Source organism: Virgibacillus aidingensis, assembly GCF_010994035.1.
Taxonomy (GTDB): domain Bacteria; phylum Bacillota; class Bacilli; order Bacillales; family Amphibacillaceae; genus Virgibacillus_N.
The window spans coordinates 1-24,005 of sequence record NZ_WIXN01000036.1; the positions used below are offsets into that span (position 1 = coordinate 1).

Annotated in this window: 24 protein-coding genes; 2 read left to right on the forward strand and 22 right to left on the reverse strand. The window is 40.0% G+C overall.

What is annotated here, in order from left to right; genetic code table 11:
• Positions 1-477 precede the first annotated feature (477 nt).
• From GHD25_RS19255 to GHD25_RS19275, 5 genes are all read right to left on the reverse strand, one after another.
• On the reverse strand, positions 478-609 hold the full coding sequence (locus GHD25_RS19255; RefSeq protein WP_164219940.1) for a YuzL family protein: 132 nt from the start codon (positions 607-609) through the stop codon (positions 478-480).
• A 105-nt stretch (positions 610-714) separates the two neighbouring features.
• Positions 715-1,629 carry a hypothetical protein gene (locus GHD25_RS19260; RefSeq protein WP_164219942.1) on the reverse strand — a complete coding sequence of 305 codons (915 nt, stop codon included), beginning with the start codon at positions 1,627-1,629 and terminating at the stop codon, positions 715-717.
• Between the two features lie 427 nt (positions 1,630-2,056).
• Positions 2,057-2,248, reverse strand: a complete 192-nt coding sequence (locus GHD25_RS19265) for a hypothetical protein (RefSeq protein ID WP_164219944.1) — start codon at positions 2,246-2,248, stop codon at positions 2,057-2,059.
• Between the two features lie 190 nt (positions 2,249-2,438).
• Positions 2,439-2,600, reverse strand: coding sequence for a hypothetical protein (locus GHD25_RS19270; protein WP_164219946.1), 162 nt, complete (start codon positions 2,598-2,600; stop codon positions 2,439-2,441).
• Between the two features lie 447 nt (positions 2,601-3,047).
• Positions 3,048-3,815 carry an acyl-[acyl-carrier-protein] thioesterase gene (locus tag GHD25_RS19275; protein ID WP_240452442.1) on the reverse strand — a complete coding sequence of 256 codons (768 nt, stop codon included), beginning with the start codon at positions 3,813-3,815 and terminating at the stop codon, positions 3,048-3,050.
• A gap of 175 nt (positions 3,816-3,990) precedes the next feature.
• Here GHD25_RS19275 and ytxJ point away from each other — a divergent pair, with 175 nt between their 5' ends.
• A complete protein-coding gene (ytxJ, locus tag GHD25_RS19280) occupies positions 3,991-4,341 on the forward strand; it encodes a bacillithiol system redox-active protein YtxJ (RefSeq protein ID WP_164219948.1) in 351 nt (116 codons plus the stop codon).
• A 420-nt stretch (positions 4,342-4,761) separates the two neighbouring features.
• Here the strand turns inward: ytxJ and GHD25_RS19285 are convergent, their stop codons facing one another.
• The 5 genes from GHD25_RS19285 to fabF form a co-directional block, all read right to left on the reverse strand.
• Positions 4,762-5,094 (reverse strand): hypothetical protein, encoded by a 333-nt coding sequence (locus GHD25_RS19285; protein ID WP_164219950.1) that lies wholly within the window; start codon positions 5,092-5,094, stop codon positions 4,762-4,764.
• A 358-nt stretch (positions 5,095-5,452) separates the two neighbouring features.
• Positions 5,453-6,001, reverse strand: coding sequence for an NADPH-dependent FMN reductase (locus tag GHD25_RS19290; RefSeq protein WP_164219952.1), 549 nt, complete (start codon positions 5,999-6,001; stop codon positions 5,453-5,455).
• 167 nt (positions 6,002-6,168) lie between these two features.
• Positions 6,169-6,651, reverse strand: a complete 483-nt coding sequence (locus GHD25_RS19295; RefSeq protein WP_164219954.1) for an acyl-CoA thioesterase — start codon at positions 6,649-6,651, stop codon at positions 6,169-6,171.
• 26 nt (positions 6,652-6,677) lie between these two features.
• Positions 6,678-8,429 (reverse strand): class I adenylate-forming enzyme family protein, encoded by a 1,752-nt coding sequence (locus tag GHD25_RS19300; RefSeq protein WP_164219956.1) that lies wholly within the window; start codon positions 8,427-8,429, stop codon positions 6,678-6,680.
• Positions 8,430-8,465: 36 nt separating this feature from the next.
• The gene (gene fabF, locus GHD25_RS19305) at positions 8,466-9,695 is read right to left on the reverse strand and encodes a beta-ketoacyl-ACP synthase II (protein WP_164219958.1); all 1,230 of its coding nucleotides are present in this window, start codon (positions 9,693-9,695) and stop codon (positions 8,466-8,468) included.
• Between the two features lie 306 nt (positions 9,696-10,001).
• Between fabF and GHD25_RS19310 the strand changes: the two genes are divergently transcribed.
• Positions 10,002-10,814: a nuclease-related domain-containing protein gene (locus GHD25_RS19310; protein ID WP_240452443.1), complete on the forward strand. Its 813-nt coding sequence runs from the start codon at positions 10,002-10,004 to the stop codon at positions 10,812-10,814.
• 898 nt (positions 10,815-11,712) lie between these two features.
• On the opposite strand, the gene srtB (GHD25_RS19315) is transcribed toward GHD25_RS19310, so the two are convergent.
• From srtB (GHD25_RS19315) to GHD25_RS19370, 12 genes are all read right to left on the reverse strand, one after another.
• On the reverse strand, positions 11,713-12,468 hold the full coding sequence (gene srtB, locus GHD25_RS19315) for a class B sortase (RefSeq protein ID WP_164219960.1): 756 nt from the start codon (positions 12,466-12,468) through the stop codon (positions 11,713-11,715).
• Between the two features lie 26 nt (positions 12,469-12,494).
• Complete coding sequence (locus GHD25_RS19320) at positions 12,495-13,265, reverse strand: ABC transporter ATP-binding protein (RefSeq protein ID WP_164219962.1); 771 nt, start codon at positions 13,263-13,265, stop codon at positions 12,495-12,497.
• Positions 13,255-14,238, reverse strand: coding sequence for a FecCD family ABC transporter permease (locus tag GHD25_RS19325; RefSeq protein ID WP_164219964.1), 984 nt, complete (start codon positions 14,236-14,238; stop codon positions 13,255-13,257). Before GHD25_RS19325 ends, GHD25_RS19320 begins: the two co-directional genes overlap by 11 nt.
• Positions 14,239-14,262: 24 nt before the next feature.
• Positions 14,263-15,222, reverse strand: coding sequence for a heme ABC transporter substrate-binding protein IsdE (gene isdE, locus GHD25_RS19330; RefSeq protein WP_164219966.1), 960 nt, complete (start codon positions 15,220-15,222; stop codon positions 14,263-14,265).
• Positions 15,223-15,336: 114 nt separating this feature from the next.
• Entirely contained in the window at positions 15,337-17,088 is a 1,752-nt protein-coding gene (locus GHD25_RS19335; RefSeq protein ID WP_164219968.1) for an NEAT domain-containing protein, read from the reverse strand.
• Positions 17,089-17,113: 25 nt separating this feature from the next.
• Positions 17,114-17,737, reverse strand: coding sequence for an NEAT domain-containing protein (locus tag GHD25_RS19340; protein WP_164219984.1), 624 nt, complete (start codon positions 17,735-17,737; stop codon positions 17,114-17,116).
• 550 nt (positions 17,738-18,287) lie between these two features.
• Complete coding sequence (srtB, locus tag GHD25_RS19345) at positions 18,288-19,043, reverse strand: class B sortase (protein WP_164219970.1); 756 nt, start codon at positions 19,041-19,043, stop codon at positions 18,288-18,290.
• A gap of 26 nt (positions 19,044-19,069) precedes the next feature.
• Entirely contained in the window at positions 19,070-19,840 is a 771-nt protein-coding gene (locus GHD25_RS19350; protein WP_164219972.1) for an ABC transporter ATP-binding protein, read from the reverse strand.
• A complete protein-coding gene (locus GHD25_RS19355; RefSeq protein ID WP_164219974.1) occupies positions 19,830-20,813 on the reverse strand; it encodes a FecCD family ABC transporter permease in 984 nt (327 codons plus the stop codon). The genes GHD25_RS19350 and GHD25_RS19355 overlap by 11 nt, the downstream gene beginning before the upstream one ends.
• A 26-nt stretch (positions 20,814-20,839) precedes the next feature.
• Positions 20,840-21,799 carry a heme ABC transporter substrate-binding protein IsdE gene (gene isdE / locus GHD25_RS19360; protein WP_164219976.1) on the reverse strand — a complete coding sequence of 320 codons (960 nt, stop codon included), beginning with the start codon at positions 21,797-21,799 and terminating at the stop codon, positions 20,840-20,842.
• Between the two features lie 110 nt (positions 21,800-21,909).
• Positions 21,910-22,974, reverse strand: a complete 1,065-nt coding sequence (locus tag GHD25_RS19365; RefSeq protein WP_164219979.1) for an NEAT domain-containing protein — start codon at positions 22,972-22,974, stop codon at positions 21,910-21,912.
• Positions 22,975-23,001: 27 nt separating this feature from the next.
• Positions 23,002-23,787 carry an NEAT domain-containing protein gene (locus GHD25_RS19370; RefSeq protein WP_164219980.1) on the reverse strand — a complete coding sequence of 262 codons (786 nt, stop codon included), beginning with the start codon at positions 23,785-23,787 and terminating at the stop codon, positions 23,002-23,004.
• Between the last annotated feature and the right edge of the window lie 218 nt (positions 23,788-24,005).

Genomic DNA, 24,005 nt, shown 5'->3' on the forward strand with positions numbered 1-24,005 from the left:
AATAAAAAACTGAACTGCGAAGTGAAAGCCGTACGCTCTTCCACTTACACAGTTCAGTTTACACTCCCAACAATTTTAGTAAACAGAATCCGAACAACCTTATATTCTGCGCTTAAAACCCGCTCCGGAAATATACTTCGCTTTCACCATTGGCACAAGTGCGACATCCGTTCAAACTCCCTTTGGTCGTTCTCTCGGTGTCTGCTTTGCCGCGGGCGGCTGTTAAGCCTCCTCGTGCTGACGCACTGCGGGGTCTTACCGATGCCTTTGCTCCCGCTGGAGTCTACGTATATTTCCGGAGCTAATATGGTAAATTGTTCGTCTTTTCAATGCTTACTCAGAGTTCTGTCTCAGCCTTAATAAAATAGCCGGAAGACAGATATGCTTGCCTTCGATTTTTCAGGCAGGTATACCTGTCTTTTTATACGGCAATATATCTTATTTGTAATAAACATTTCCATCTTCTATCCGGTGTTTTTATGTGCGTTTTTTCCGTTTCCGGGAAGAATCCGCTTTTTTCTTGCCTGTTTCCCTGTTTGTGGTGCCCTGCCCTTCTGTTTCAGGAGAGCTCATACCGTTCGTTAATGGATTTGCTTTTCGTTTAGACACACTATTCACCTCCAAAAATAGTATGTCTTAAAAAAGTTATTTTTACTACAAGTTTATTAATTACCGAAAAGGTGTATCCTAACTATTGCCCCTTATCCCTCCTGCCTAGAACTCCTCACTCAACGTTAAATTTATTCGGACAATCAAATTGTTCATTTCCTGTCTAAGGTGAAAGTAAAGCTCCTCAAATTCGTCTTTATTTTCACTTGGATCTTCAAACTGTCCCAGCTGACCCCAAAGCGTTTTTACCATCTCCATATTTTCATACAATTGTATATCCATTGGAGTTTGTGGTGCTGGAATGAGCAAATTTGGTGTGCCAAGCTTTTCAAATTCGGCAAGCAATAATGAGAATGCTTCATGATTGTACATCTTATTTTCAATAAGATGGGCCAGGTCATTCAATGCAGGGGCAGACAAATAAATAACCTGAATCATCCCTCTTTCCAAATTCGTAGCTTCTTCCCATGTGCGATAATCTTCCCGATCTAAATCCCGCAGTTCCTCCGGTGGCGATGAAATAATTAACTCATACGCCTCTTCTATCATTTCTGAATCCGTTATCTGGTATGCTTCTTCCTCAAGTATTTCAATAAAAGAATCACTGTAATTTGTAATATTGGTAATAGACGCATCCTCACTCGTGATACTGCGAATTGGTTCTTCATTCAGGTCAAAATATATCCGTCCATCCTCATCCATGAATTCCTCTACTATCTCCTGTTCTGTATGTTCATTGATAATGTTTCCGTCATCTCCAAACGGGGAGTCAATCGGAACTGTGTCAATTTGGATCATTTCTATATCAGCTTCCGACAATGAACTTTCGTCTGTTTCTTCATTGATGTCCTCCTCTATGTCTTCTAAATTCTCTTCCTCCTCTTCTTCCACAACCTCCGTATTATCTGTTTCTGTTGCCGCTGCCTCTTCGTCCTCTTCATTCTCATTACTTACTTCCTCGTTTTCCGCACAGCCTATTAATAGAATAATTAATATGAGTCCAATAAAAATTTTTCGCATCCATTTCATCCTTTCTGCTGCTCCATTATATAATGTAGAAAAGCGTATCTTTGCTGAAACCCTTGCACTTTAAATGTGATTCTCCATACCAGATGGATACGATCTAAAGTCACTTGCATTTATGCAGCAGGAAGTTTTCTTGCTTTCCAGCCTTTCAAAACACACGACATAACTGTATCCAGCCATTTTTAAAGAATCTTTCTGTCAATCCGATTGGCACCTCTCACCCCAATACAAACAAATCTTCATAGATAATCGTTAATTCCTGGATTTGCACCTCATCAACCTGCTCTTCGAATCTTCTTTTTCGGACAGGTTATTATATTCCAAATTTATAATCCGAAATCTCATTTCATCAGAGTTAAGAATTTTAGCAGACATTATTCATCATTCACTTTCTTTTCATTATTGATGAATTTTATTGAGTTCAATATATCTCTAACATTTTTTTTAAAATACTCACTTCTTCATCGAGATTTTTTTCAACAATAAATCTCATTTCAACTCCGCCATTTTCTTTTTGGTTTTGTACATAGCCAATAAATACATAGTGACTCTCACTTCCTGAGGGATCTTCAGTAAGATAGACTGTTCCTGTCTTCCATATCTTCCATTTCAAACTTTAACTCTTCGCCAAAATTTTGTTCTATAGTATTTAGATATTTTTCATCATCATCTCATATTGAGTTATAGCTAGTATGTATTTGCATTTCCCCACTTTCTGATTTTACGCCAATTATATTTTCAATACCAGTGTTTCTTTAGTATAACCTTTTTCCCCAACACCCCCTCCAGTCGGAAAATCCATCTCATACTTTCTCGTCCCGGATAAAAAAAGGATAATATCCTGATCTTGTTTCTTCTGTCGATTGTAAAATACCACGCGTAAATTCATCTTCAAAGGCTCTCACATCCGGTAAATCTTCCGGGTTCATTTCCGATAGTTTTATGTCTTGATCTTCATTGTTCATTTGGCAGCCTCCAGCAGTATAATTGACATGAAAAAAATACAGGTAACCAATACTCAACAATCTAGCCTCCAATGTCTCTGACTGATAAGCGATTAAATATTTGATATAATATGATTATAATTATCGTTTCAAATAATTTGAAGGAATTACCATGCTTATTATGAGAAAGGTCCTTATGAACCAGGACTAAAGGTTTGAATCAGTAACTGGAGACGCGATTTATATTGAGGTGCGTGATTCTTTAGTAACGGTTTTAAATTTAATAGATTAGTCGTTTGAGGTACTTTTCTTGCTTTTCTCTTGCAATCTTTGCAAATATGCTGACGATGGCCATTCCCGCTAAACTTTTTCATTCGGATGGATGTTGCCACATGCGCTGCAAAAATGACCTCGCCGCTTTTTTTCTTTTCCCCACTGATAAATCCCCTTTTTAAACTTCATTCAAATTTATCCCTCAGCCACTTCAGCCACCGCCTTAAACACTGTTCTGCTGCTGTTTTCATTCATCCCTTCTATATAATAAAGGTTTTCATCCCTTTTAGACGTATCCTTAAATAAAACAATTGTCTCCCCCGGAAGCATTTCATTGACAAAGTTTACTTCCAGCGTTTTCAGAGATGATTTCATATGGGCTTCGACCGGAAAACAATCCATCAGAAAGTCAACATATTTTGAGTTGTTCAAATGGCCATTAAAATCCACATCACTGTAACCAATCATCCGCTTATAAGCAGTCTCCAGCGGACCATTTTTCCTCAGACCTCCCAGTTTGGCTTCAATCGCTCTTTCTTCTATACTTTCAGGGTAAGTAAGCCCAATAGCCTCACTTCGCTTCAGTTTCCTTTCTTCAAGGTCCATAATTACCCAGGAAGAAATAGAACGAATGATAATATCCCCCTGTTGATCCCTCACAAGGAAATCCCGTTCAAACTCCAGGCGCTTTGGCTTCAATGGCCAGGTTTCAATGAAAATTTCCTCCCCCCACTGTGGAAGCCTTGTAATATCCACACGAATCCGCATCAGAATCCAAGCCATACCATAGGATGTTTGAAGCTGATTTACCCCAGCACCCAAATTAGCTGCTGCATCACTGGCTATATCCTGAAAGTAATTAAATAACATACTTAATTTCAAGTTATTTTTAAAATCAACGTCACTTAATTCCACCTGGTATTTCTTTTTAAATAATGTAACAGGTACCATATTCCCACTCACTTTCTTTTTCTATCTATATTACCAGTATAACGCATTCCGCGGTTTGAGTAACAATGGAAAAGGTAAGCTTTGGTTTTTTGTTAAAACGGGAAGTTATCAGCAAATTAGTTGCAAGTCTATCTTAAAAAGGGTAAGTTCGGGGAAAGGGTCATATTTAATTTAGGAGGAGAGAGTTATGAGCAAATATACAGAACTTCATGCTATGGAAGAATGGGAACAAGCTTGGGAACAAAGTACAGAAAAACCAGTCCTGCTGTTTAAACATAGCACTACATGTCCGATCAGCGCCCGTGCATTTGATCAATATCAAAATTATTTAGAAACAGCGGATCAGAACGTTGACAGTTACCTGGTGAAAGTAATCGAGGATAGACCAGTATCCAACCAAATTGCAGAAGAAACAAATGTGAAGCACGAATCCCCGCAGCTATTTTTAATCCGGGATAAAGAGGTTCTCTGGCATACCTCCCATTCAAATATAACCGTTGAAAATATCAGTGAAGCAGTTAAGACTGAAGTAAAATAGGGACGGGGGGACAGGTAACGTGTCCCCCGGTTCAGCATAATCAATGTTTTTGCAGCTTAAGGAATAAGCCATGTACCTTAAATTCCCTTTTCTTCATTGGTGAAATCAAGTCTCCCCCTGCTGTTGATCCTCATTTAGCTTCTAATGTCATTCTTGGCAACCACCATCCTGTTAGCCCGTGGCTTAAAACCGTATCACACATTCAATCCCTGCTGGCTTTAAGATTATGCGCAGGCAACAAAACCTTCTCACTTTAAGTCTGCAGCCATTCTGGAAAGCAATATAAATATAGTGGACTGTTGGAGAACTATCATGTGAGGATTTTTTAATTGAGGTGAAGAATGAAGAATACGTTTCATGCGTAAAAGATCAGCAGACTTTTGCAATAACCCTGGCACCCATTATCCCGTGCAAAGAAAATTAACCAAAAAATACTTTAACTTGTCCTTCTTTTTGAGCAGTTTTTAAACCGTTTGTTATAAACTTTAACATTTCTGCATGATGCCACTGAAAAAAATCCCGATTGCCTGTGGGGTAAAAATCATTCTCTTTTAATGCCTTAAATGCGTTTAACGCTTGTTCCATCTGGTTTTGAGAGAAGACGGCAAAATGACCGGAGCCGCTCACTGTTGCATTAAATTGTTCAGCCCCCAGCACTTCATAAAACAGTGCAGCATTTAAATCCCCCATCGTAAAACGCACGTATCCCACCTCTTTACCAGATTGATTATACGAACTAATATCATGACCCATATTTTTTCCTCCTTTTAATGCGGATATCCTGTACACAAAGTAGTCGGGCCTGTCCATGGCCGCAATATTTATTTTATTTTCGGGATAAATTTTGGGCGCAAAAGATGTTGGATGGGTTCTTAAACGAGTTTTGCAGAGGAAAAGAGATGAAAAAAACTTGCTCGTTTATAGGATTGCAGAAGTATAAAGGGGAAACTTAACAAATACTATACATAATAGTATGCTAATTGTCAAAAATTCTGATTTTAGAGGTAAAATAATACCGAATGCTTTTTCCTAAATAGGAAAAACCAGCACGTAAGCAGGAGTCTCCTCACCGTTACTGCTGGTTTTAAGCAATTACTTATCATTAATTTTTTTAAGCATTGTGTTTCTTGATCAAGTCAACAAAGGCATCCACAAAAGACTGCAGAAATTGAACCGTATCCTCACTCTTGAATTTCCCGCTGTCATCCAATAGGTCCTGAGAATTGGCAAGATAGACTTCAGGCTGCTGAACTACCGGCATATTTAAGAATGTAAGTGACTGCCGCAAATGATGATTTGCACCAAATCCGCTCAAATTACTGATGGATTGGCTGACAATGGCTGCAGGCTTTCCATCCCAGACGCTCTCCCCATAAGGACGGGAAGCTACATCCAATGCATTTTTTAATACGCCCGGCACTGAACGGTTGTATTCAGGCGTAACAAATAAAATCGCATCCATTCCCTTAATCTGCTTGCGGAATGTATTGTATTCCTCAGGAGAATTGCCGTCATATTCCTCGTTATATAAAGGAAGATGGCCAATTTCTACAAACTCTGTTTCATATGCACCCGGAAAAAACTCAACTAAATTCTTTGCAATTTTCCTGGAAAAAGATTCCTTTCTTAAACTCCCAACGACTATACCAACTTTTGTCATTTATTACCCTCCTAAGCATTCTAGTAATAATGGATTACTGTAAAATTCATCTATCGATTAACTTTATTGTTCATAAATATTTACATATTATTCACTATTTACCCGGCACATTAAAAATCATCAGTCAACCCCGGGTTTTCCGGTAAATATTTCTGCAGCTCTTATTCCTATTTTTCATCAGGTAACTTACAGTTGTTTTGAACAATGGCATATACATCCGGATTTGCCTTGTTCAGCCGGACGGGTTTCCATTCCTGATTCACCCACATATGCGTTGTTGTTCCTTTTGCCAGTAATTCTCCAAAAGGTGCTGCTGCGTAATCTTCCGTACTTTGATTGAAGTCTTCCTCACTAATCTTTCTCGCTTCATATGCAAATTCCAGCCGAACCGGGGAATATTTTTTTATCTTGGTGAAAATAGAGATACAATCATCAAACCGGGCAGACTTCCTGTAACTGATATTTACATCTGTGACTGGAAGAAGCACTCCGGCTTCCTCCAGTCTGTGATAGGCCATTCCAAAATGCCGCATCCATTCCGTCCGGCCGACTTCAAACCAGATAATGTAATTTCCGTGGTGTACCACACCCATTTGATCTGTATCCTTATACTGCACACGAATCGGCTTCTGATGCCAGACTTCCGACATAATCATCCCTCTTCCACTATTCAAAATTACAATTTTTCTTTTTTTCCGGATAGTTTTTCTTCCGCCAAATCCTGCAGCCGGAATTTCTGCACCTTTCCGGTACTTGTCATTGGCCAGTCCGCAGAGGATACAAACCAGATATGACGGGGAATTTTAAACCGGGCAAGGCGGGCTGAACACCAATCAATGATTTCCCTGCGTGTTGCAGACTCACCTTCTTTTAATTCTACAAACCCGGCTCCGGCCTCTGTTGTTATCCTGTCCGGTACGCCAATTACACTTACCTGGCTGACTGCCGGGTGTTCAGAAATAACAATTTCCACTTCTCTTGGTGATACTAATTCACCGGAAACTTTGTACATCTCCTTGCTTCTGCCTAAAACCTGCAGATAGCCGTTTTCATCTATTTTTCCTACATCCCCTGTGCGCAGCCATCCATCTTTGTCAATCGCTTCAGCAGTTTCTTCCGGTTTTTTGTAATAACCGCGGGTCACTGTTGCCCCTCTGACCGCAAGCTCGCCTACAGCACCTTCAGGCAGGTCCTCTCCAGTATCCCGATCGATGGTTTTATATTGTACCGCACTATGGTTGAACTCCGGCAGTCCACTGACACCATTTAATTTTGGACGTCCTACTCGGGAAGAAATGCGTTCCAGGGAATCACCAATTTCCGTCGTTACACCGGATGAAGCCACTTCTGTCTGCCCGTATCCGGTTATGATTTCCGTCAAACCGAGCACATCCACCGCTTGCTGCCATACAGGCACCGGTGCCGGCGCAGCCCCGCACCACATGGCAAAAAGACCGGATAAATCGAAATCTCCAACACGAGGATGGTTCAATAACGGCACCAATGTGGAAGGAACACACAAATAATCGTTCGCCTTATGTTTTTCCATTAATTCCAGTGATTGTAACGGGGACGCACCTACCGCAGATATAAACGATCCTCCCACAAAAGACATCGCAAAAATTGCTTCTATGATGGCAAAACAATGGTGAAATGGCAGCGGTGCAAAAGTGACCCGTCCGTCTTCAATCGCCCTGCTCAACGCTGTGCCGTATCCACTGCGCAGCAGCATATCATCTGTCAGCATAACCCCTTTAGGACTTCCTGTTGAACCGGACGTGTACATGAGAATGGCCACTTCATCCGGATAATGGGATGCACCCCACCTATGTTCCAATTGTTCATCCGTAACCGATAATGCCTTCTCAAGAAAATCATCCCACATCAAAAAATCTTCGTTAACGGAAGCTTCTCGTTCATTTTCCAGGCAAATGATTTTTTCCAGACTGCTGCTTTCCTGAAAATCAGCTTCCTCCATCAATTCGGATACTGCTTTACCATGATGCTTGTCTTTTACTTTTTGCTGCAAGACCAGAAACTGCGTGTCCGACTGGGAAATAATATACTTTAATTCATCCTTTGTGAGCATCGCATTGATCGGAATAAAAACACCGCCGACAAGGGAAGAGGCAATCATCAGGGATGGATAAACGGCATGATTATTCATCAGTACTGCAATATGGTCTCTCCGTTTTACCCCGAGTGCGATCAATGCCTTGGCATATTGGACCGCTCTTTCCCAAACTTCCCCATAAGTAAAGGTTTCTCCGTCTATATGCATATAGTTTCTGTCCCTATATTGACGGGACGCTTTATAAAAATGTCCTGCAATGGTATCCCTTGGCCATGCAGAGAACCTTGCTTCCAATGCCTGTCTTCTTTCTGAAACACTTTGATGATGCGCTGTTTTTTCTCTCGTTACAGCCACACAATCTCCTCCTTGTTGGATGCTAAAAATTTTCCTTCAAATTTTTTTAAAAGCTATAACGGCATTATGTCCGCCGAATCCAAACCCATTGGACAATGCAATATCTATATTTCCTTCCACTGCTTTGTTCGCCACATAATCCAGACTGCATTCCGTATCCGGATTATCCAAATTAATCGTAGGGGGGAAAACATTTTCGGCCATTCCCTTAAGCGTTATGATCGCCTCCACCCCGCCAGCCGCTCCAAACATATGTCCCGTCATGGATTTGGTGGAACTGACTTTGAGTTGATGTGCATACTCTCCAAAGACTTCCTTAATTGCTTTTGTCTCGGAGATATCACCTGCAGGCGTGCTTGTTCCATGCGCATTAATATAATCCACATCAGCGGCCCGTATTTCAGCCCGTTTCAAGGCCAGTCCCATCGCCTTGGAAGCACCCTGGTAATCCGGAGCGGTTATATGATAGGCATCTGTAGTACTCCCGTATCCGATAATTTCACCAAGTAATTTGGCACCACGCTTTTTGGCGTGTTCATATTCTTCCAGAAATAATACACCTGCCCCCTCTGACATGACAAATCCGTCCCGATCCTGATCGAAAGGACGCGAAGCACTTTCCGGCGCATTATTTCTTGTGGACATGGCACGCATTTTGGAAAATCCGGCAAAATAAAGCGGATGAATGGTAGACTCGGCACCACCGGCCAAAATTACATCCGAATAGCCATGTGCAATATTCAGGTAAGCCTCACCAATTGCATGATTACTCGTGGCGCATGCTGAAACTGCTGCAAAACTTGGTCCCTGAAACCCTGTTTTGATCGAAACCAGTCCGGAAACCATATTATTGATTGACATCGGGATCAGGAAAGGAGATACTCGCTTCGGCCCTTTTTCCAGCATGGTTTTATGATTATTTAATAGTGTTCCCAGGCCACCAGCACCTGAGCCAATGTAAATACCGGCGCGATCCTTGTCCACTTTACCAATGTCTATTTCAGCATTTTCCAGTGCTTGTACAGCGGCTGTATAACCATATTGTGTAAACAAATCGTACCTTTTTAGTTCTTTGGCTTCCAAGTATTTTTCTCCGTGAAAATCATCTATGAAACCGGCAATTTGTGTAGGTATATCACGGAATGCTTTTGATTCCAGCCTTTTTATGCCGGACCTTCCTTTTTTGATATTTTCCCATAAGGATTCGGTTTCGTTTCCCAATGGCGAAACCGTTCCCATTCCGGTTACAACTACTCTGCGCTTCAAATTAACTCCTCCAGCCTATGTGGGTTTACTTATATCTTATCTTAACACAGACCCAGAGCAAGCTTTGTATATATGCATTCTTTTGTGAATGAATAGAGGGCCGCACCTATATATAAATAAGTAAAAATTTCTTCGGTCAGTGAAACAGTAAAAGAAGTTTAGGAGATTTACCAAAGCATTTCATGGACAAGGAAGTGAGTGTAATTAATGTGTATGTAAAAGTTTCTGTTACCTATTAAAAAGTTTTCAAATTACAAATTACTTTAGTATAATATATTTTTAACTACATAAAAAAGGAAGTGGAATATGATTTATAAGTCACGTGAAAAGTCTGCAGAATTGAAAATAATGGAGATGCTTCACACTCGTATGGATCTTTCCCCGGAGGACAAAAAGAACTATTTGAACTTAGCAAAAGGACTGGAGGGAGAGATGCGCTTTGATTCTTTTACGGAAAAACTTCAATGTGAATGCCTCGTTCTTAACGACTTGTTACTCGCCTCAAACAATACCACCTTTCAAATCGACGCTTTGATTATTGTTTCAGATACCATTTACCTTTATGAAATTAAAAATTTTGAGGGGGATTATTATTATAAAGACGGAGATTTTTACAGCATACGGCACTTCAAAGTACTCAATCCGCTGCATCAGTTAAACCGCAAAGAATCCCTGCTTCTCCCATTGCTGCGCAAACACGGGTATCATTTACCTTTGGACGGAAAAGTTGTATTTATTAATGAGAATTTTACCCTCTACCAATCACCAATGAATCAACCCATTATTTACCCGACCCAAATCAGGAAATATTTCAGCAATCTGAATAATATTCATTCCAAGTTACACAAGCGGCACAAGCTGCTTGCGGAAAAGTTGGTATCACTTCATATCACAAATCCTTCTGTTAAGCCAAACATACCTCCCTATGACTATACACAACTTCGCAAAGGAATTTCTTGTGGTCATTGTAAATCACTTTCCGTTTTGGTTGATGGAAGAAAATGCTTTTGTCCAAAATGTAAACACGAGGAAACAGTCGCAAGTGGTGTAGTACGGTCTGCAAGGGAATTCCAAACCCTCTTTCCCGAAAAAAAAAATGACAACAAAAATCATTCATGATTGGTGCCAAGTTGTTGATTCAAAAAAAAGGGTGAAGTATATTTTGGATAAGCATTTTAAAGCTGTCGGAAAAAAACGATGGCTATATTATAAATGAGACTATAGTTATTCAGCTTAGTCATAGAATGGGTTGCTAGTTATACTAAAGAGATGTGGCAAGGCAAAGCCCAGCTTGAATTAACTTTTATATGAATTTTAAAAGAACATGGTTGGTTCCAGTCTAATTCTATTGTCAATTCCATGGATTTTATAAACGTTTCAGGATCTTAAAATGGTTCAATTGTACATGGTTCATTCGTTTTAAGGTGGATTTGGATATTAGAATGGTGCTAATAACTAACTCTATGGGTTTTTGAGCAACTTTAATAACCATTTCAATTGAATTTTTTGTAGGTTTTGGGTTTTTGAGCGCTCCTATTTACGAATTCTATTGATTTTTCTTCTGGTTTTGGGTTTTAGAGTACTTCTATTAACCAATTCAATAAATTTTTACCCTGGTTGGGTTTTAGAGTGCTCCTATTTACCAATTCAATAAATTTTTACCCTGGTTTTGGGTTTTTGAGCACTTCTATTAACCAATTCTATTGATTTTTCTTCTGGGTTTGGGTTTTAGAGTGCTCCTATTTACCAATTCAATAAATTTTTACCCTGGTTTTGGGTTTTAGAGCGCTCCTATTTACCAATTCTATTGATTTTTCTTCTGGGTTTGGGTTTTTGAGCGCTTCTATTAACCAATTCAATAAATTTTTACCCTGGTTTTGGGTTTTAGAGTGCTTCTATTAACCAATTCAATGAATTGTTCGACTGGGTTTGGGTTTTTGAAAAAACAATTGATAAACAACAGCATTAAAATAACTGTCAGAGGGAGGACCCTGAGTTGCCCCTCTGTATTTCACTACTACCCTTTTTTGACCAGTTTCGCCTGTACGACCAGTCTGCCTTCATTTTCATCCAATACATAATCACAGGTGGACAGCGTGATAATCTGATCTGATGCCTTTACTTCCACATCTGTGTCATATATGGATTCCTGTTCAATTTTGGCAAGCAGCTGTTCATAATCGTCGTCATTTGCAAAATCGGTTTGTATATAGTTAAAATCTGTCGTTGTCGCATACACGGCAAAAATTTCAGCTTCATAGCTTTCATATAACGTATCAAATTGGAAAGTTGGATGGTTTTTAAAAAAATCCTCATCCTGATATTTCGATAATTGTTCAAACATGGAGCCATCCTTCATTCGATGACCATAGAGAATTGTATTTTGACCGGTGGATTCAATATTATTGCGATAATCCATAAAAATGCTTCCGGCCCTGTTTTCATCTTTATAAAAATTACGGGTTAAATATTCGATATTATCGTCGGCCTGCACAATCGGATAATCTATTTGTGTACCGTCTATTGTAATCCAGCCTACAAGGTCCTCATTTTCTTTTAGCAGGGAGTCAAACCCCGAGCGGATACTATGAGTATCTTCTTCCACCCCATTCATTTCCATTTCATAAAAAGTTTCCTGGATATTTCCCATTACTTTGCGATTTTCATAATAATCGAGTGCTGCAGCAATCAATCCCTGCGCTGCATAAATGAACACACCTAAACACACAACTGTAAGTATGACAGATAAAAACCTTTTCATTTTTTTACTCATACAAATGTCACCCGATTCATCATCAATTAAATTCCTAGAGGAAGAATATACAATCCAACGTTTTCATCATTCTTCACCATAATATTTATACCGTAAACTTCTTTCATCAGTTGATTCGTCACAATTTCTTTTGGATTACCTTTTGCGATAATATGCCCCCGTTTCATGGCGATAAGTTGATGGCTGTACTGAATGGCCTGATTAATATCATGCAGCACCATCACAATCGTCAACCCATGCTCATTACATAAGCGCTTCACCAGCTCAAGAATTTCATACTGGTAATAAATATCCAAATTGGAGGTGGGTTCATCCAGAAAAAGATATGGCGTGTCCTGGGCAAGTGCCATCGCAATCCAGACTCGCTGCTGCTGGCCTCCGGATAATGTATCGATCGTTTCATTCCTTTTTTCATATAAACCTGTACTCTTCAGCGCCCACTTCACCATCGCTTCATCCTTATCATTTTTTGGAGAAAAGGGATTTTGATACGGCAAACGTCCATAATGTACAAGCCTTTCCACTGTCATATCCGAGGGTGCGGTGTTTTGCTGATGAACGACACCGAGTCTTTTCGCCAGCTCTTTCGGTTTATATTGATTGATCGCTTTTCCGTCAAGAATAACCTGCCCTTCCTGCGGCTGATTATTATTTGTTAATACGCTGAGCAATGTCGATTTACCGGAACCATTTGGACCGATAATGGTGGTAATTTGTCCTTCTTTTATTTCCGCCTCTACATGATGCAGACGCTTCACTTTATCCGAATATGAAAAAGTTACATCCCTAATTTCCATAAATTCGATCACTCTTTCTAAGCATGAATATGAGGAATGGCCCGCCGATAATCGCCATAATAATCGATGCGGGTATTTCAATGGGATCCGCAATGGTTCTCCCCAGCGTATCTGCAACAACGATGAGCAATGCCCCGGCCAAAGCCGAAAATGGAATAAGCAGCTTATGGTCATTCCCGACGAGCGTTCTTCCGATATGCGGGATCAGGAGCCCGATAAAAGCAAACATTCCTGCTATAGCCGTAGCTGTAGATGCAAGCAAAACGGCAATTACAGAAATAATAAACCTTGCCCGGTTCACATTAAAGCCTAAATTTTTTAATGTTTTATCCTTTAGTCCTAAATGGTTACACCACGCATAAACAAGAAAAGCAATGATAAGACCAATGGAACCATAAAGTGCAATGATTTCCACATCAGACCATGTTGTCATTGTTAGTGTCGAAGACGTTACGGAAACGCCGGACATCATACTGCTGGCGTTCTGGGAGCTAAGAAATTCGCTTAGCCCTGTAAATAATGCATTCACGGCAACCCCGATTAAAATCATTCTTAGCGGGTTTAGGCCGGATTTCCAGGAAAACATATAAACAAGCAGAAAGGCGATCATCCCGCCAATAAAGGAAAAGAGCGGTGTATAAAAATATAAAGCCGGAAAAAATGTAATCATAATAATGGATACAAACCCCGCTCCGGATGACACACCGATAATTCCCGGTTCGGCCAATGGATTACGCAGGACAGCCTGAAGGAGAACACCAGATACTGCCAGTGCTGCACCCGCAAACAGCGAAATAATAATCCGCGGCAGCCGCAAATCCTTAATGATTTCCACATTTTCATTCATGCCGCCGAACAGGCCCGCAATCAATTCTCCCGCTGTAACTTCAATACTCCCGGTGATCATTGAATAAATGGTCGCGCCAATAAGTAAGGTGATGACGGCAATGAAACTGATCATTTTTTTGTACATCTTTAAAACCTCTTTCGCAACCCTTTATTCAGCATCTGGATAAAAGATATCAACCAGCTCTTCCAATGCGTCAACGGCTGCTAAATTTGCCGTGGTGGGAAAACGTTCTTCCTCCAGATCGTATACCCGTCCATCCTGTACTGCTTTGAAATGGCGCCAAATATCATTTTCCCGAAATTCCGCGTCAAACATTTCTACCACTTCTTCCGGCATACCGTGAGCCATGCGCAAGATGATATCTGCATCGGCCTGCTGCAGGGTTTCCGTATTGGAAGAAACATATTCCACACCTGTTTCATCAATCGCATTTTTCCCGCCGGCACGTTTGACAAGATCACCTACATAGGAATCTTCTGTTGCGACAAGGTAACTTCCCGGTACACCAAGTAAAATGAGGACAGTAGGGGATTCTTTTCCTTCAATTTCCGCCTCGATGTCCGCAAGTTTTTCCTCAAATGTATTTACCATCCCTTCCGCCTGTTCTTCACGGCCGAATTTCTCACCAAAATGGACTATTCCTTCGTACATGGCATCCACACTATCCAGGTCAATATAAGTTGCTTCCATATCCGCCTGATCAAATGATTCTTCCACATAAGAGGTTAACGTTGTCGTTGTTAATACATCAGTTGGATCCAGGGAACGAATAATTTCCATGTCCGGGTCCATTGCCATGCCTACTTCCTGCACGCCGTCATATCGCTCAGGCAAATCCATATAGGTTGTCGGAATACCAACAAGATCCAATTCCAGTTCATCCATAATTTCAGTTATTGCAACCGTAGTGGAAACGATGCGGGCATCTGTTTCCAGTGCCGTTTCTCCCGTTGTATCTTCTTCTGTTGCTTCCGCTTCTTCTGTATTTGATTGTTGATCTTCAGTTGAGGCTTGACCTTCTGCGCCAGTCGGATCTGCATCAGTACCGCAGCCGGCCAAAACGATGAGCAGGGGGATGATGAGATAGAAACTTATTTTTTTCTTCATGACTGTACACCTCTTTTCCATTCGTCATGCATCAGGTTTATAACCTGCCATAGGAAATAGGGAGTCTTACTGTTTGATGGAATCACAGTAAGACTCACCTATTTAAATTATCCATTAAACGAAACGTTTTTTAAATTGTATGGCCAATGGGATTGCAGAGCCGATTAACAATAATAGATATAACATAATATTGGATGTATCCCCCGTCTTAGGGTTGGTTCCCTCTTCACTGGTACCGCCAGTACCATTATTGTCTTCACCCGGTCCCAGTTCAGGCTTTTCCGGTGTGTCGTCGTTGTTGTTGCTAGTACCGTTATTGTCTTCATCCCCGGAGTTCCCACCAGCATTCCCGCCATTGCCGAAAACTTCAGTATCAGTACCCGCTTCTTTACCAAGCCATGGGCCATTTTCATTTTCAGGATGAGGGGAAGCTGCTAAACGATAATTTTCAGCGCTCACTTCAACCATACTTTCTCTATCAAGAAAAAGCCGGGTTGTATGTTCTTGGTTATACAGACCTGGAACGGTGACTCTCATCTCCAAAATTGCAGGGTTACCGTCCACCTTGAATTGTACTACAATTGAACCGTCTGAATTTTTTTCAACGATTAGCACCTCACCGTTGAGCGTTTTCAAAGTTCTAATCATATCACTATCTGTGACAGTTAATTGGAGATATTCTATTCCATCTTTTGTTAATAGATAAGCATTTTCGAAATATTCATCTGCTATCGAAACTTTATCATCAGTTTCATGTTTAATAACAAAATCAATTTTATATGCACTATCTGGTTTTAATGGATCCGTTTCATCAGTCGGTTCGTCTGAGCTATTAGTTGTTTCATCCGAATCTTCTTCTGGCTCTTCTTCTGGCTCCGGTATTTCAGGAGCGATGTACTTTGGTTCATATTTATCTTCTTCAGTTGCCTCTTTTAAACTGGTTTCATCAAAAACTATTATAAATTCAGCACTGCTTTCAAACATGGAACCATTAAACGGAGCTTGATATTCCACATAACCTTCTAATTCATCAGGCAAGCTATCAAAAGTAAATGTTTCGTATCTTGTATCTCCATCTACTGTAGATTCAATCGAGTCTTGACCATTTAGTTGCAGTTTCGTTACTGTTTCATCGGCAACCGCAATAGTTAATTCTATACTTCCGTCACTTTTTTCAATAAAAGCAGGACCGACCATATAGCCAGCCATTGCAGAAGGACGATCTCTGTTCAAATGCAGCGCTTCAAAATCTATGGTATAGTAACCATCTTCTTGGATAATTCCTTCATTACCTTTTGGCTTTTCAACAGGTTGTTCTTCAGGCTCCTCCATTTTTGAATCATCTGGTTGTTGTTCAGCTTCCGGATTGTCTGAACTATCTGGCTGTTCTTCAGGCTCTTGATTATCATTACCAGGATCTTCTGTTTCCTCATCGTTTACATTCAAGTCGAAAAAGGCACGAGTAGTATATGTGCTTTCATAGTCACCTGATTTTACTTGTATTTTCATCATTACAGGTTCAGACAAATCATCTTCTATTTCAACTCTGATAACCCTTGAATTATTATCTTCATTTTCTTCTACAACTTCTGCAGGACCCGAGGGTACTTCTATTAGTTGAATCATATTACTTGCGTTAATTGTTAGTTCAAAATATTTTCTGCCATCCTCAACTATTAGCGTTGCAGGCTTCACAAAAAAGCTATCTGCCCGTGATAACTCGTCATCAGTTTCATGTTTTATAACATATTGAATATCTTCATATATTCCATCTTCCAAATCATCTTCTGCATCCGCCACCACCGCACTACTAAAGAACGGTAGTGCAAATATAGCGATCAATAAAGTCAGCATCCATTTCCGCATCTTATTCTCTCCCTCACTGGTTTAATTAGTTACGTGCAGGACGAAATTTCCAAATTGCAAATAAAGCTATAGCAGAACCAGCCAGCAATAGAACATACAGGCCGATGGATGAATTATCTCCGGTTGGCGGGTTTTCTACTGCTCCACCGGCTGCTTCATCTCCATCCGTTCCTTCAGATCCGCCATCTTCTGTTTCCTGTTCAGCTGCTCCACCGGCTTCAGGCAATCCGCTTACATCGAATACCGCCCGGGCAGTGTGTGTCTGATCATACAGATCTGGCACAATAATATGCATGTCCATGCTGACAGGCTGTGACAAGTCGCCATCCACCGGGAATTTTACAACCCTTGTATCATTTGCTTCATCCTCACTTATGATATCGACAGGGCCTGCTGGACCGGAAAGTGATTTAATATATTCAATGCCTGTAAGGGTCAGCTGAATATGCTGTACACCATTTTCCACAGTCAGGGTTGCAGGTTTTGTAAAATAACCATCGGCAATGGAAGTGTTGTCATTGTCTGCCTCTTTCATTTCGTAATTAATTTCGTATGTACCATCTGCAATTTGGGCTGATACAGGTGATACAAAAAATAAAACGGATAAGACCATAGCTGTTATGCCCATGAATAAAAAGCTTTTTCTCATTCTTATTCCTCCTGGCTTGTATTTATTGGTTTATAATTAAATAGAAAATAACACCCTGGGCTGATTTAACTTAAAAGCGGCAAGTGCACTTTTAACATCCTACACTCACTATAAACCTCCCTAGCCTATATACTTTAATACAGTAAATCATTCAATCTACTTAAATTTATCAATGATACACATCACTATCAATAGACAAAACATGAATAAATTAAGTCAAATTCATGAACTTATTTTGCCTAAAGTGTGACATTTTCGTCTGAAGGCGGTATGAAATATTTGACTTATCTCCGGGTTTTAGTCAGCTCTTGTATGAATGTGTTGAATGCATGGAGAAAGGTAGGTTTGCCACTCTATTTGCAGAAGAGATAATCGCGGTTCATCTGCAAAAGTTAATAGATGTATTACTTGAAAAAACCACCACAAATGGAAAGAACATTCTGACCCTATGTATTTTCTCTTATTAAAAAAACCGGCAGTAAAACAGAATTTTTTCTGTCCCACTGCCGTTTCCATATTTTACGCCATTACCATTTTCTATGCTCAGCCATTACCCCTTACTTACCAATTTAGCCTGAACCACCAGTCTTCCTTCATTTTCATCCAATACATAATCACAGGTGGACAGCGTGATAATCTGATCTGATGCCTTTACTTCCACATCTGTGTCATACATGGATTCCTCCTTGATTCTTGCAAGCAGCTGTTCATATTCCCCATCATTTGCAAAATCGGTCTGTATATAGTTAAAATCCGTCGTTGTCGCATACACGGCAAAAATTTCAGCTTCATAGCTTTCATACAATGTATCAAATTGGAAAGTTTGATGGTTTTTAAAAAAGTCTTCATCCTGATATTTCGATAATTGTTCAAACATGGAGCCATCCTTCATTCGATGACCATAGAGAATCGTATTTTGACCGGTGGATTCAATATCATTGCGATAATCCATAAAAATACTTCCGGCCCTGTTTTCATCTTTATAAAAATTACGGGTTAAATATTCGATATTGTCTTCTGCCTGCAGGATCGGATAATCAATTTGCGTACCTTCCATCGTAATCCATCCAACCAGGTCCTCATTTTCTTTTAACAAAGTATCAAAACCCGGGCGGATGATTTGGGGATCATTGGTGTTTTCATTCAATTCCACATCATAGAACGTTTCCTGAATATTTCCCATTACTTTGCGGTTTTCATAATAATCGAGCGCTGCAGCAATTAATCCTTGGGATGCGTAGATAAATACTCCTAAACACACAATTGTTAGTATTACAGATAGAAGTTTTTTCATTTTTTCACTCATACAACCATCACCCGATCCATCTTTATTTAAATTCCTAACGGAAGAATATATAGCCCGGCATCATCATCATTTTTCACCACGATATTTACACCGTAAACCTCTTTGATCAATTGATCCGTAACAATCTTTTCCGGATCACCCTTTTTAATGACTTTTCCTTGTTTCATCGCAATCAGGTTATGACTGTATTGAATGGCCTGATTGATATCATGCAGCACCATCACAATTGTCAAACCGTGCTTATCACATAAGCGCTTTACCAGCTCCAGAATCTCATACTGATAATAAATATCCAGATTGGAGGTGGGTTCATCCAGAAAAAGATATGGCGTGTCCTGGGCAAGAGCCATTGCGATCCAGACACGCTGCTGCTGACCTCCGGATAGTGTATCTATAGCTTCGTTTCGTCTTTCATAAAGCCCCGTACTTTCAAGTGCCCACTTCACTATCTTTTCATCCTTGTCCTCTTTCGGGGAAAAGGTATTTTTATACGGCAGGCGTCCATAATGTACAAGTTTTTCCACCGTCATATCCGCCGGTGCCGTGTTTTGCTGATGAACAACGCCTAGTTTTTTTGCCAGTTCTTTCGGTTTATATTGACTGATCGCTTTCCCGTCAAGGATAACCTGCCCTTCCTGCGGCTGATTATTTTTTGTTAATACGCTGAGCAATGTGGATTTCCCGGATCCGTTTGGTCCAATAATAGTGGTAATCTCACCTTTTCTAATTTCTGCTTTTACGTTCTGCAGCCTTTTGACTTTATCCTGATATGAAAAAGTTATATCTTTAATTTCCATAAATTCGATCACTCTTTCTTAGCATAAAAATGAGGAACGGCCCACCGATAATCGCCATAATAATCGATGCCGGTATTTCAATGGGATCCGCAATCGTTCTTCCCAATGTATCCGCAACTACAATTAGGAGTGCACCGGCCAAAGCGGAAAACGGAATAAGCAGCTTATGATCATTCCCGACGAGCGTTCTTCCGATATGCGGGATCAGGAGCCCGATAAAAGCAAACATTCCTGCTATAGCCGTAGCTGTAGATGCAAGCAAAACGGCAATTACAGAAATAATAAACCTTGGCCGGTTCACATTAAAGCCTAAATTTTTTAATGTTTTATCCTTTAGTCCTAAATGGTTACACCACGCATAAACAAGAAAAGCAAGGATAAGACCAATGGAACCATAAAGTACAATGACTTCCACATCAGACCATGTTGTCATTGTTAGTGTCGAGGACGTTACGGAAACGCCGGACATCATACTGCTGGCGTTCTGGGAGCTAAGAAATTCGCTTAGCCCTGTAAATAATGCATTCACGGCAACCCCGATTAAAATCATTCTTAGCGGGTTTAGGCCGGATTTCCAGGAAAACATATAAACTAGCAGAAAGGCGATCATCCCGCCAATAAAGGAAAAGAGCGGTGTATAAAAATATAAAGCCGGAAAAAATGTAATCATAATAATGGATACAAACCCCGCTCCGGATGACACACCGATAATTCCCGGTTCGGCCAATGGATTACGCAGGACAGCCTGCAATAGCACACCGGATACTGCCAGTGATGCCCCTGCAAATAATGAAATGATAATCCGCGGCAGCCGCAAATCTTTAATGATTTCCACATTTTCATTGGTGCCGCTTAAGAGTCCGGATATCAATTCCCTTGCTGTAATATCAATGCTTCCAGTAATCATCGAATAGATGGTTACGGCAAAAAGTAATCCGATGACGACGATAAAACTAATAATCTTTTTATACATCTCGAAACCCTCTTTTCGTAACCCCTTTATTCAGCGTCCGGATATAGTATGCCAACCAGCTCTTCCAAAGCTTCTGCAGCAGCTAAATCCGCTGTTGTTCCAAAGAGAGATGAATCCAAATCATATACACGATCCTCTTGTACTGCTTTAAAATGCTGCCAAATATCATTCACAGCAAACTCTTGTTCAAACATTTCAAGCACATCCTCTGGCATACCCTGAGCCAGTCGTAATATAATATCAGGTTCGGATTGCTGCAGGTTTTCCGTATTGGATGACACATAATCCACACCCGTTTCTTCTATCGCATTTTCTCCGCCGGCACGCTTGACAAGATCACCTACATAGGATTCTTCCGTTGCCACGAGATAGCTTCCCGGTACACCCAGTAAAACAAGCACTTTTGGGGACTCATTTCCTTCTGCTGTTTCTTCAATCTCCGTCAGCTTTTCCTTGAAATTGTTTACTAATTCTTCTGCCTGCTCTTCGCGATCAAATCTCTTTCCAATATATTCTATTCCTTCGTACATTCCCTCAATCGTTTCGAGGTTAATATAAGTTGCTTCCGTATCCGTTTGATCAAAAGTTTCTTCTACAAATGGAATCAATGTTGTCACTGTTAACACATCTGTCGGATTTAAGGAACGAATTAATTCCATGTCAGGGGTCATCGCTATACCCACTTCAGGCAAGTCCTGATATCGATCTGGTAATTCCTGCTGTGTTGTTGGAACACCAACCAGATCCAATTCCAGCTTATCCATAATTTCCGTTAAGGCAACCGTTGTGGTAACAATTCGAGCATTTGTTTCAAGTGCTGCCCCTTCTGAGTTTTCTTTTTCTGTTGTTTCCGTTTTTTCTGCGCTTGTTTGATTATTATTTGTTGAGGATTGGCCTTCTGCAGCAGTTGTTTCTCCATCCGTACCACAGCCTGCCAATATAATAAGAAGAGTTATAATGAGAAAAATACCTATTTTATTCTTCATGACTGTACACCTCTTTTCAAATAGTCATGCATCTGAATCATTTTAAAGTAAATTGAAATATGGAGTCTTACTGTTTCATAGTCATACAGTAAGACTCATAGATTAATAAATTAAGTGAAACGTCTTTTTAATTGTAATGCCAGCGGGATGGCAGAGCCGACCAGGAGCAATACATAGAGCATGATGTTAAATGTATCACCTGTTTTTGGGTTTGATCCTTGTTCAGCCGTTCCATTTTCGTCACTAGATCCGTTATCTTCTTGATCCGGGCCTAATTTGGGTTTTTCCGGATTGTCAGAACTTAAAGAGCCAGCAGCAAATTCATCATCATCAATAAAAGGACCATTTTCATTATCCCGGTCATTTGTCCCAACCAACATATGATCACCTACAGAGATTTCTTCGATGGTGTCTTTATGAAATACTATGACTGCATCAGGACTTAACTCTCCTGGACTTCCAGGAATATCATCCCCTACTACGATTCTCATACTTAGCAACATATCAGATAAATCATTATCTACTTTAAACTGAACAGTAATCGAACCGTCTGTATTTTCTTTAACAAGAAGAGCATCGCCATATTTATTACTTAAATCTCTAACCATATGACCGTTATTTATAGTTATTTGTACATACTTGCTATTATCTTTTTCTAATAACAGAGCCGGTTTTTCAAAAAGATCGTTAGATATTGATTCTGTTCCGTCTTCTTTTAGGATATCGTAATTTATCGTAAAAGCTTTTTCTGGTATTAATGCAGGGTGTTTATCATCTATTACTTCTGTATCGCGATCATCATCTGATCCATCACTTGAATCTGTTTCATCTGGATTACCGGGCGTACTATCTTCATCTTCATCAGGTTCACTTCCCATTAACTCTTCGGCAAATGATAGTGACACATGAAATGTCTGTTCACCCATGCCAGGAATAGGAGGCGCAATTACCATACCAAAATCCAGCTCATCGGAAAGGGCTCCTTCTAATTCAAATTGGATAGCGAATGTACCATCTGACTTTATGGCACCCCACTTCACTTCTTCTCCATTAATGGTTAGTGATTTTATAAATTGCCCGCCAATTCCATTCATTTGAATATATTTTTGACCATCTTTAGTGAATAAAGTAACCGGATTTTCAAAATAATTATTTGTAGCATCAGAGTCAGTCACAAAATAAACTGTTTCCGATTTATCAAATTATTCCACTGGTATTAATTCCGTAAAAGAGAGAGAAACATTGAATGTCTGTGTATCCATGCCAGGAATAGGAGGCGCAATTACCATACCAAAATCCAGCTCATCGGAAAGGGCTCCTTCTAATTCAAATTGGATAGTGAATGTACCACCTGATTCTATGGCACCCCACTCCACTTCTTCTCCATTGATGGTTAGTGAATCTATAAATTGCCCGCCAGTTCCATTCATTTGAATATATTTTTGACCATCTTTAGTGAATAGAGTAGCCGGATTTTCAAAATAATTATTTGTAGCATCAGAGTCAGTCACGAAATAAACTGTTTCTGATTCATCAAATTTTTCCTCTGGTATTAAATTTGAATCATTAGATGACAAATCATCATCAGCGTTATTTCGCGATCCGGAGACGTTCCTTTCCTCATTTTTCAACTCATCGGAGCTCCCGGATTCAGTTTCTTCCTCGTTTCCTTGCTCAACTGCATGGTCAGAATTACTTCCCTCTTCATCTGACTCACCGGTATTCCCGGCATCCAATTCGTCCTCTTCATTAGCTTCTTCTGTCTTATTATCCGTTGGCAGAAGCAAATGATTATCAGTATCTGCTGTTTGCTTAGTGTTTTCAATTAATGATAAAGAAACATTAAATTCTTTAGTACTTGCACCACTCTCCATTTCCATACCGATGTCTAATTCATCAGACAGAGCAGTATCCAGTTCGAATTGTACAGTAAATGTTCCGTCATCTTTTAATTCTCCCCAGGTAACTTCATCACCATTAATTGACAATGAATTGATAAGTTGTCCACTGCTTCCGTTCATTTGAATATATTGAATATCATTTTTATATAGCAGCGTTAGTGGATTTTCAAAATAATCTTGTACTATTGGAGAATCAGTATCATATTCAATAGTATATGCCTCATCTGGTACAACTAAAGGTAAGCGTCAAATAGTCCCCACATTTTCACCATAGTTTTTTCATGCGATAATCTTCATAGAAAATA